This is a genomic window from Mycolicibacterium houstonense (assembly GCF_900078665.2).
Lineage (GTDB): Bacteria > Actinomycetota > Actinomycetes > Mycobacteriales > Mycobacteriaceae > Mycobacterium > Mycobacterium houstonense.
The window spans coordinates 5,174,119-5,182,734 of record NZ_LT546207.1; the positions used below are offsets into that span (position 1 = coordinate 5,174,119).

12 protein-coding genes and 2 pseudogenes are annotated in these 8,616 nt (G+C 68.4%); 6 read left to right on the forward strand and 8 right to left on the reverse strand.

The annotated features are described in order from the left end of the window. Positions 1-342 (reverse strand): annotated as a pseudogene (locus tag BN4332_RS25975) (hypothetical protein); the annotation flags it as partial. Positions 343-392: 50 nt separating this feature from the next. Between BN4332_RS25975 and BN4332_RS25980 the strand changes: the two are divergent. Further along, a complete protein-coding gene (locus tag BN4332_RS25980; RefSeq protein WP_084459413.1) occupies positions 393-1,193 on the forward strand; it encodes an SIMPL domain-containing protein in 801 nt (266 codons plus the stop codon). On the opposite strand, the pseudogene BN4332_RS35110 reads toward BN4332_RS25980, so the two are convergent. The 3 genes and pseudogenes from BN4332_RS35110 to BN4332_RS25995 all read right to left on the reverse strand — a co-directional run. Next, positions 1,103-1,705, reverse strand: a pseudogene (locus tag BN4332_RS35110) (DUF4350 domain-containing protein); the annotation flags it as partial. The gene BN4332_RS25980 and the pseudogene BN4332_RS35110 sit on opposite strands and share 91 nt — an antisense overlap. Next, complete coding sequence (locus tag BN4332_RS25990) at positions 1,702-2,289, reverse strand: DUF4129 domain-containing protein (protein ID WP_066902329.1); 588 nt, start codon at positions 2,287-2,289, stop codon at positions 1,702-1,704. The gene BN4332_RS25990 and the pseudogene BN4332_RS35110, both read right to left, overlap by 4 nt. Position 2,290: 1 nt before the next feature. Then, the gene (locus tag BN4332_RS25995; RefSeq protein WP_200820450.1) at positions 2,291-2,779 is read right to left on the reverse strand and encodes a DUF7847 domain-containing protein; all 489 of its coding nucleotides are present in this window, start codon (positions 2,777-2,779) and stop codon (positions 2,291-2,293) included. A gap of 39 nt (positions 2,780-2,818) precedes the next feature. On the opposite strand from BN4332_RS25995, the gene BN4332_RS26000 reads away from it, so the two are divergent. The 3 genes from BN4332_RS26000 (at position 2,819) to BN4332_RS26010 (ending at position 4,845) form a co-directional block, all read left to right on the forward strand. Continuing rightward, positions 2,819-3,385: an SIMPL domain-containing protein gene (locus BN4332_RS26000; protein WP_235654203.1), complete on the forward strand. Its 567-nt coding sequence runs from the start codon at positions 2,819-2,821 to the stop codon at positions 3,383-3,385. Positions 3,386-3,405: 20 nt separating this feature from the next. After that, the gene (locus BN4332_RS26005; RefSeq protein WP_066902331.1) at positions 3,406-3,870 is read left to right on the forward strand and encodes a GatB/YqeY domain-containing protein; all 465 of its coding nucleotides are present in this window, start codon (positions 3,406-3,408) and stop codon (positions 3,868-3,870) included. Between the two features lie 81 nt (positions 3,871-3,951). Further along, entirely contained in the window at positions 3,952-4,845 is an 894-nt protein-coding gene (locus tag BN4332_RS26010) for a manganese catalase family protein (RefSeq protein WP_066902332.1), read from the forward strand. A 51-nt stretch (positions 4,846-4,896) separates the two neighbouring features. Here the strand turns inward: BN4332_RS26010 and BN4332_RS26015 are convergent, their stop codons facing one another. Further along, on the reverse strand, positions 4,897-5,481 hold the full coding sequence (locus tag BN4332_RS26015) for a hemerythrin domain-containing protein (protein ID WP_066902333.1): 585 nt from the start codon (positions 5,479-5,481) through the stop codon (positions 4,897-4,899). 83 nt (positions 5,482-5,564) lie between these two features. Here BN4332_RS26015 and BN4332_RS33830 point away from each other — a divergent pair, with 83 nt between their 5' ends. Then, the gene (locus tag BN4332_RS33830; RefSeq protein ID WP_096866989.1) at positions 5,565-5,702 is read left to right on the forward strand and encodes a hypothetical protein; all 138 of its coding nucleotides are present in this window, start codon (positions 5,565-5,567) and stop codon (positions 5,700-5,702) included. Between the two features lie 3 nt (positions 5,703-5,705). Here the strand turns inward: BN4332_RS33830 and BN4332_RS26025 are convergent, their stop codons facing one another. The 3 genes from BN4332_RS26025 to BN4332_RS26035 are packed head-to-tail and all read right to left on the reverse strand — an operon-like array spanning position 5,706 to position 7,740. After that, on the reverse strand, positions 5,706-6,368 hold the full coding sequence (locus tag BN4332_RS26025; protein ID WP_066902336.1) for a phosphodiesterase: 663 nt from the start codon (positions 6,366-6,368) through the stop codon (positions 5,706-5,708). Positions 6,369-6,411: 43 nt separating this feature from the next. Continuing rightward, positions 6,412-7,206, reverse strand: a complete 795-nt coding sequence (locus tag BN4332_RS26030) for an acyl-CoA thioesterase (RefSeq protein WP_066902334.1) — start codon at positions 7,204-7,206, stop codon at positions 6,412-6,414. Between the two features lie 36 nt (positions 7,207-7,242). Continuing rightward, positions 7,243-7,740: an SRPBCC family protein gene (locus BN4332_RS26035; protein WP_066902337.1), complete on the reverse strand. Its 498-nt coding sequence runs from the start codon at positions 7,738-7,740 to the stop codon at positions 7,243-7,245. 67 nt (positions 7,741-7,807) lie between these two features. On the opposite strand from BN4332_RS26035, the gene BN4332_RS26040 reads away from it, so the two are divergent. After that, positions 7,808-8,616 (forward strand): serine/threonine-protein kinase (locus BN4332_RS26040; RefSeq protein ID WP_066902335.1); only part of this gene is annotated, 809 nt, incomplete at its 3' end.

Sequence of the window (8,616 nt, forward strand, 5' to 3'; positions counted from 1 at the left end):
GAACACCGAACGCCCGATCACCACGGTGAGCATGCCGCTGAGCAGAAGCGAGGCCAGCGTCGTCACCACGATGGTCGCGAACACGCTGCCCGCGATCATCACGATCGTGCCGGGGGTCGGCCCGTCGCCCTGCACGGGCGCGTCGAACCGGCCGAGCGCCGACAGCGGCCCCACCTGCAGCAGCAGCGTGATGATCTGCGAGACCAGCACCACCACGGTGGCCAGGCCCAGCGTCGCCTTGGGATTGGTGCGGACATAGGCGACCGCGCCGTTGAAGATGTCGGTCAGGCTCAGCGGACGCAGCGGGATGACATTCCCGAATTGTGGCCGACCGGTGGTCATACTTTCCATCCTGTCCTCCCGGGTTGGCGCTCAGCAACTACCGTGGGGGCATGCCGACCGAGATCACGGTACGTGGGTCGTATTCCGCATTTCAGCCACCCGAACGTGCCACGGTCCATGCCACCCTCGGATACGAAGGTCCGGCCATCGAGCCGGTGTACGAGCGGGCGGTCCGCGACCTGGACGCGGTGAGATCGACCATCGCACCGCTGCACGATCCCGAGGCAGGCCCGGTCACCTGGTGGTCCACCGGCCACGTGCGTACCTGGGCCGACCGGCCATGGAACAACGAGGGCAAACAGCTGCCGCTGGTTCATCACGCCAGCGTCGACGTCGAGGTCAAGTTCAGCGATTTCACCGCCATGTCGCGGTGGGTCGGCGGCCACATCACCGATACCGGCGGCTTTGCGCTCTCGCGCATCGACTGGGCGCTGACCACCGCACACCGCGACGAGTTGACCGCCGACGTGCACACCCGCGCCGTACAGGACGCCGTCACGCGGGCCCAGCGCTACTCCGACGCGCTCGGCCTCGGTGAGGTGCGCCCGGTGGCGATCGCCGACGCCGGAATGCTCGGTCGCGGCCCCGAGGACACGGCGGGGCCACCGCTGATGCGCGCGATGGNGCACAACTGCAGGACGATCCACCGGACCTGGGACGGCATCAGGTCCGAGAGCGAGCCGGACCCGGCCGTGCTGGTCTCGAAATGCTGTGGCGCGTACCAGATCACCCGGGGTGCGGCGCCGGCCAGGTTCATCGCCAGCGCGGCGTTGCCCTCCTTGAGCAGGCGCGAGTTCGTCATGAACTCGCCGGTGCCGACCACGGTGACGGTGCGGTCCCCGTCCTGGTAGCGGACCAGCGCGCCGTCGTAGCACGACGTCAGCGGCACATCCGCGGTAAAGGTCTCGGTGCCGGCCAGCTGCACCACCCCGGCCCGATTGGCCTCGGGCAGAGCACAATCCGGCTCGCCGCCGCCGAACTCCGTCGGTTTGCCCAGCCGGATCCGGGGGGCCAGCTTCTCCCTGACCGGTGTCGTGGGCGCGACCAGCAGCAGGTCACCGGGCAGGCCGGCCAGCCGGTCGACGGTGTCCTCGCCGGACAGGTACATGGTCTGCGCCACCACCAGCAGCGTGCCGGGCCGGGCGGCCCGGTGCACCGCGTCGACATCGGCCGCGGTGACCACCTCGACACCCTGGTCGCGCAGCAGGGCGATCAACGCGTGCGTCCCCGCCGGTGCCGTCGACTCGGGATCCAGCTGCCCGCCCGGGCGGGGCGCGGTCAGGTAGACCGTCACGACGGCCACCGCCACGATCACGACGAGCGCCAGCACCACCCAGCGCGCGGTGCGCCAATGCCGCCTCATCGGACCCCGGCCTCGTCGAGCGCGGCGATCGCGCGGTAGGCGGCTTCGGTACCCGGCTGCTCACCGTAGGTGACGTCGTTGAATATGGTTGCCGCGCTGGACAGTTCGGTGGACAGTGCGGGCAGGGCGGCCGCGGCGTCGCGGGCGAGTTCGGTGGCCGTGCGGCCCGGGACCGGGTCGAGAACCCCGGTCTCCTCCAGTCGGCGGGCCAGCGCGCGGACCCGGTGCCGGATCGCGGCCGACCAATCGCCTTGTGCGGCACACTGTTCGGCGATGGATCGGTGCTGGGCGGCGCTGAGCTCCTGGCTGCCGAACAGGGCCGGATCCGTCCGGCGATCGGTGCGCATGGTCCGCCGCGCGATCCGCACCGCCACCACGATGGCAGCCACGACGAGGATCGCCAGCACCGAAATGGTGAACCAGCCACCCGGGATCGTCGAGCCGGCGGCGGTGATCCGGTAGAGCAGATCGTTGAGCCATTCACCGATCTGCTCGGTCGGGGAGGTCCTCGGGTAGATCGGCTTGGACAGCTCGTTCTGGGCGGCGTCGTGCGCGCCGTCACGGTCGATGTCGATGGTCGTCACCTCAGATGTACCGGGGCAGCCAGAGTTGATCGGCGGTCTCGGCGGGCCCGGCCGCGCCGGTCTGCAGCAGCAGATCGAAGGCCTCCGCGCGGAACCGGCGGTCGGCGTACAGCAGCACTACGACGCCCGCGGTGAACGGCGCGGTGACGATCTGGCCGATGGCGGCGCCGACCGAACTGAGGATCAACCCGGGCAGCGTCGGCCCGTCCGACACGATCGACATGATCTCGCCGGCCACGTTGAACGGTGCACCCACACCCCACGCGAGTACCGCGGCCACGATCGTCGCCAGCACCCAGATACCGAAGACCCGCCAGAAGTCCTTCGTCACCAACGTGAATGAACGCTTCACCGACGCGACGATGCCGTAGTGCTCCAACACGATGACCGCGGGCGCGAACACCAGGACCGTCGAGACGTAGAGCACCGCGACCACGGTGAGCAACACCAGCGGCGCCCCGAGTGCGAACGCGGCCAGCCCGCCGCCCACGGCGCCGGCGGCGANTACGAAGGTCCGGCCATCGAGCCGGTGTACGAGCGGGCGGTCCGCGACCTGGACGCGGTGAGATCGACCATCGCACCGCTGCACGATCCCGAGGCAGGCCCGGTCACCTGGTGGTCCACCGGCCACGTGCGTACCTGGGCCGACCGGCCATGGAACAACGAGGGCAAACAGCTGCCGCTGGTTCATCACGCCAGCGTCGACGTCGAGGTCAAGTTCAGCGATTTCACCGCCATGTCGCGGTGGGTCGGCGGCCACATCACCGATACCGGCGGCTTTGCGCTCTCGCGCATCGACTGGGCGCTGACCACCGCACACCGCGACGAGTTGACCGCCGACGTGCACACCCGCGCCGTACAGGACGCCGTCACGCGGGCCCAGCGCTACTCCGACGCGCTCGGCCTCGGTGAGGTGCGCCCGGTGGCGATCGCCGACGCCGGAATGCTCGGTCGCGGCCCCGAGGACACGGCGGGTCCACCGATGATGCGCGCGATGGCAGCTCGCGGTGCCGCGGCGCCCCAACTGGAGTTCGCCCCCGCCGATATCGAGGTCTCGGTGTCGGTCGATGCGAAATTCCATGCGGGCCAGAGCTGATCGCGGCGTAGGTTGGCGCTATGGCCGAGCTCAAGGACAAGCTGCGCGCGGATCTGACCGGCGCGATGAAGTCACAGGACAAGCTGCGCACCGCCACCCTGCGCATGGTGCTGGCCGCGATCCAGAGCGAGGAGGTCTCGGGTAAGCAAGCCCGCGAGCTGTCCGACCCCGAGGTGATCGCGGTCCTGGCGCGCGAATCCAAGAAGCGCGGTGAGGCCGCCGAGATCTACACGCAGAACGGCCGGGGCGAACTGGCGGCCAACGAGCACGCCGAGGCCCGGGTGATCGACGAGTATCTGCCCACCCCGCTGACCGATGCCGAGCTCGCCGATGTCGCCGACACCGCCATCGCGCAGGTAGCCGAACAGATCGGGGAACGTCCCGGCATGCGCCAGATGGGCCAGGTGATGAAGGCCGCGACCGCCATTGCCGCGGGCAAGGCCGACGGCGCGCGGCTGTCGGCGGCCGTCAAGGCGCGTCTCTAGCGCTCCAGGGCGTTTGAGGGGCTGGGGTGCGGGTATCCGCCGGCATCCCCAGCCCATCGATCAGCCCTGGAGGTACCCGGGATGTTTGTTCACAACAAGGATCTGCAATTCGAGGTCCGGGTCACCGAGCCCGACCCGCGCTTCGCCACCCTGCTGCAGGAGCAGTTCGGCGGTGCGAACGGTGAGTTGAAGGCTGCCATGCAGTACTTCACCCAAGCGTTCGTGCTGCGGGAGAAGAATCCGAAGATGTACGACCTGTTCATGGATATCGCGACCGAAGAACTGTCCCATCTGGAGATGGTCGGTTCGATGATCACGATGTTGCTCGACGGGCTCAATGACGATTTGAAGATCGCCAACGAACGCTGTGACTGGATGCCCGCGGTGGGTAGCACCGATGGACGGGACGAGATCATGCACAGTGTCGCGGTCAATCCGCTGTACTTCGTGTTGACCGGCGGTGGTCCGGACGTGAGCAACTCGCAGGGCGTGCCCTGGCAGGGCTCCTACGTCAACGCCAACGGCGACCCGTCGGTGGACCTGCGCAGCAACCTCGCTGCCGAGTCCCGTGCCAAGGTGGTCTATGAGTACCTCAAGCAGTTCACCGACGACCCCGGCGTACAGGACACCCTGACGTTCCTGATGACCCGCGAGGTCGCGCACTACCAACAGTTCACCGCCGCTCTCAACGAGCTGCCGGTGAACTTCCCGCCCGGGCAGTTGCCCGGCGACGACCGGTTCCAGAACGTGGCGTTCAACATGTCCAACGGCACCGGCGACGCGCGGGGCCCGTGGAACCAGGGGCAGGGTCCGTGGCCCGAGGGCATGAAGTGGAAGTACGTCAACAAGCCCGAGGAAGAATGGCTTGGTGGCCGGCTGCGCCAGAACCAGGGTGCGAAGAAGAACCCCGAAGGCGTCCCCGCCGTGGACAGCGAGAAGCCGTTCACGCACGAACAGCACACCGCGACCGCTTGATTGAAGGCCGACGGCCGGTGCCCCTGGAGGGAGCCGGCCGTCGGCGTGAACTCAGTGGATTTGCGGATCAGGCGGGTTGTCCTTCTCCCGGCCGGTCACCGCGTCACGGACGTGGTCGACGATCGCAGCGGCGGTGCCCATGGTCTTCTGGACGGCCGAACTCGACGGGGTGTCGGGATGCGGCCGGGTCGGGGCGATCTTCTTTGCCTGTTCGAGCTTGTCGCCGAGCTTCTCGAGCTCCTCACGGCTGACGACGGCCTCGAACTTAGGCCACACGACGTCCTCTTCGTAGGCGATGTGTTCGCGGCCGACCTTCACGAATTCTCTTAACGCGTCGTGATATTCGGCTTCGCCCGGTTTGCCGTCTTCGAGCCGTTGGAGCAGTTCCTTGCCGGCTTGCTCCTGCTCGATCGCCTCGTCGGCGAGTGCGTCACCGTCGTCGAGTACGTCGCGAACCGCGGGCCAGAAGATCTGTTGTTCGATCGCCTCGTGCTGAGATTCGGCGATGACGAGATTGGTCACCATGGTGGCCAACCCGCTGTCGTGGGCACCGGGGCCGGTCGGTGCGCCGTCGAGCACCTCCAGCATGCCCAGCACACTCTTGTGGTCTTGTCGTAGAAAAGTCAGTGCATCCATGCTCGTTGCCTTTCGGAGGAGAATCCGCTGCGCATACCCCGGCAGGCGGGGTTGAAACTCCCGGTGATGGGTATTTCAGGCACATGCCAAGGGGTGACGGGATCTACGACGAGGACCACGCCGACAAGGACGAGAAGAAAAGTGATCGGGCCAAGGACGTTCCGGAGGACACCCCCGACGTCGAGACGGCCGACGACGCCCGCGAAGAGCCGCCCGACTAGGGGCTACTCGGCGTCGCGCCCGGTGCGGCTGCGCCGGTACGCGACGCGGCGGACGTCGGCCAGCCAGTCGGGCACCAGGCGCACCCCGGCGGCCGTGTGCAGGGTGGGATCGAATGAGACATCGCGCCCATGCGGCAGCTTCTGACGCAGCGACAGCCGCGCCAGGGGTTCGAATTCGCCGGCCAGCGAGCACTGTTCGATGTCCAAGACGATCCCGCCACGTTCCAGCTGACTGTTCACGCTGTCGAGGGACAGTCCGGCCCCGTCGAATTCGGTGGTGAGCCGGGCCCGCAGCCACCACAGCGTGCCCTCATAACTCAGCGGCATCAGGCTGGAGAAGGTGATGCCCGTCCAGGAATTGGCCGGCCACAACAGAAACCGATTACCCGCCAGCGTCGATGCCAGCAGCACGTCCCACGGTGTGCCGGAGAGTTGCGGCGGCATCCGCCAGGCCAGGCCGGCGATGTCGGGAACCGAATCCGGCGTTCCGACGCCTTTCGACACCCGTCCCACGACGTCGCACGAGTAGAGCGGCAACCCTCTCGTGTCGGGGGCGGTGCGGTCGAGGTGGCCGCGGGCCAGGACGCCGCTCGGGTGGAACAGGCGCCGGTGCCGCACCGCCGCACCCAGTTCGACGGGCCAGGCTGCGATGTCGGCGATCTTCATCGTCATCGACTGCCCGCCGGGGCGGCGTTGCAAACGTCGGAATTCAGGTGGCGATTCGCCAGAGCGCTTCCTGGCTGACGCTGGCGACCAGTGTTCCGGCGGCGTCGTACAGCGAGCCGCGGGCCAACCCGCGCGAATCGTTGTGGTTCGCCGACCGCAACTCGTAGCGGTGCCAGCCGCGCGGCCGGAACGGGCGGTGGAACCAGATCGAGTGGTCCAGGCTGGCGGCGAATCCGAGATCGGACCGCAGCGGGACCGTCGGCGGCAGCGCCGAGGGCACCGGCCCGAGGTCGGACAGAAATGTCAGCGTGCAGGCGCGGATGAGCGGATCGTCCTCGATCTCGTCCTGGGTCCGGATCCAGAACGGCGAGATCGCGAACTCCGAGTCGTCACTGGGCATGGTGCGCAGGTCGAACTTGTCCCCGAAATCCATCACGTCGGCCTTGGGGACGGATGCGTCGAACTCGAGACTCGGAGCGGCTTCGGGATACCAGTCCAGGCCCGGCTCGGGCTCGTGGAACGAGGCCATCATCTCCAGGATCACTGCGCCGTTCTGGCTGGCGGTGACGTGGCGGGTGGTGAAGGCGCGTCCGTCGCGGGTGCGGTCGACGTGGAACTCGACCTCGGCGTCGTAGCGTCCGCCGCGGACGAAGTAGGCGTGCAGCGACTGCGGCAGCTTGCCGTCGTCGACGGTGGCCCCCGCCGCGGCCAGCGACTGCGCCGCGATCAGGCCGCCGAACAACCGCTCGACCGCGCCGCGGCGGGGTTCCCTGATGCAGAAATCGTCGCCGTGGCGATCAAACTGCAGGAGTCGGGCGATCCAGCTCAGCTCGGCCATCGGCCGAGGCTATCAACCGCTTGGTTGGGGCTTCGCTCACACCTGCTTGTCGAAATAGCGCTGACCGTCGGAGGCCAGCCGCCCGAAGGCCGCCTTGAGCACCGGCGCCAGGGCCTTGAACGGAATGGCGAACGCCGGTTTCGGCTCGATCGCCACCACCCAGGTGAACTGTGTCTGACCGTCGCCGGCCGGCTCGACCAGGTAATCCTCGGCGAACCGGCGCAGCGACGGAATGCTGGCATGCTCGACGACGAACGAGTACCGGCGGCCCTCGTCCCAACGGAAGAAGGTCTCATGCACCCGCACCACGCCGGGCGCCAGGGTGACCTCGCGCGCGGAGCCGACACCGAACGGCCGTGGGGTCAACCAGTTGACCCGCTTGACCGACGGCCCCCATGCGGCCAGTGATTCATCGGATACCAGAGATTCCCAGACCCGCTCGGGCGGTGCGGCGAACCGCTTGTGATAGGTGAAGATATGCGGTGCCGTGGTGAAGAAATCGGCATCGGCGGATTCCAGCGCGAACCGGGGCATGTTGTCAGCATGCCGCAGAACCGGGCTGCGGGATACTTCGAAGTAGGCGCGTACCGGAGGGAGCACTATGACGGCTGCGCTCGGCGGCCGCTATGAATTGCGGGGCGTGCTCGGCCGCGGCGGCATGGCCGAAGTACGCGACGGCTGGGACACCCGGCTTTCCCGGCCGGTCGCGATCAAACTGCTCTATCCGGAGCTGGCCGCCGACGCGGTGACCCGGCGCCGGTTCGAGGACGAAGCCCGCGCCGCCGCCGCGCTGAACCACCCCAACATCGTCGCGGTGCACGACAGCGGCGAAGACCGCGGGACGCCCTACATCGTGATGGAACGGCTGCCCGGGCCCACACTGGTCGAGGAGATCGCCGCCGGACCGCTGTCGGCCGACCGCGTACGCCGGGTACTGGCCGATCTGCTCGATGCGCTGGCCGCTGCCCACGGCGCGGGAATCCTGCACCGCGACATCAAGCCGGGCAACGTCCTGATCACCACGTCCGGCGCCGCCAAGCTCGCCGACTTCGGCATCGCCAAGACCGACGGTGCCGCCCACACCCGCGCCGGAATGGTGTTCGGCACCGCCAATTACCTGAGCCCGCAACGGATCACCGGCCAGCCGGCGTCGCCGTCGGACGATCTGTACGCCCTCGCCGTCCTCGGCTACGAGGCACTGACGAGGCGGCTTCCGTTCGAACGGGACAACCCCGTCGCCACGATGCGGGCGGTGCTCGAGGAGCCGCTGGTGCCGATCGCGGTGCTGCGCCCGGACGTCGACCCGGCCCTGATCCAGGTGCTGGAACGCGCGATGGCGCGGGATCCGGCCCACCGCTTCGCCGATGCCGCCCAGATGCGGGCCGCGTTGTTCGCCGTGCCCCCGGCGCC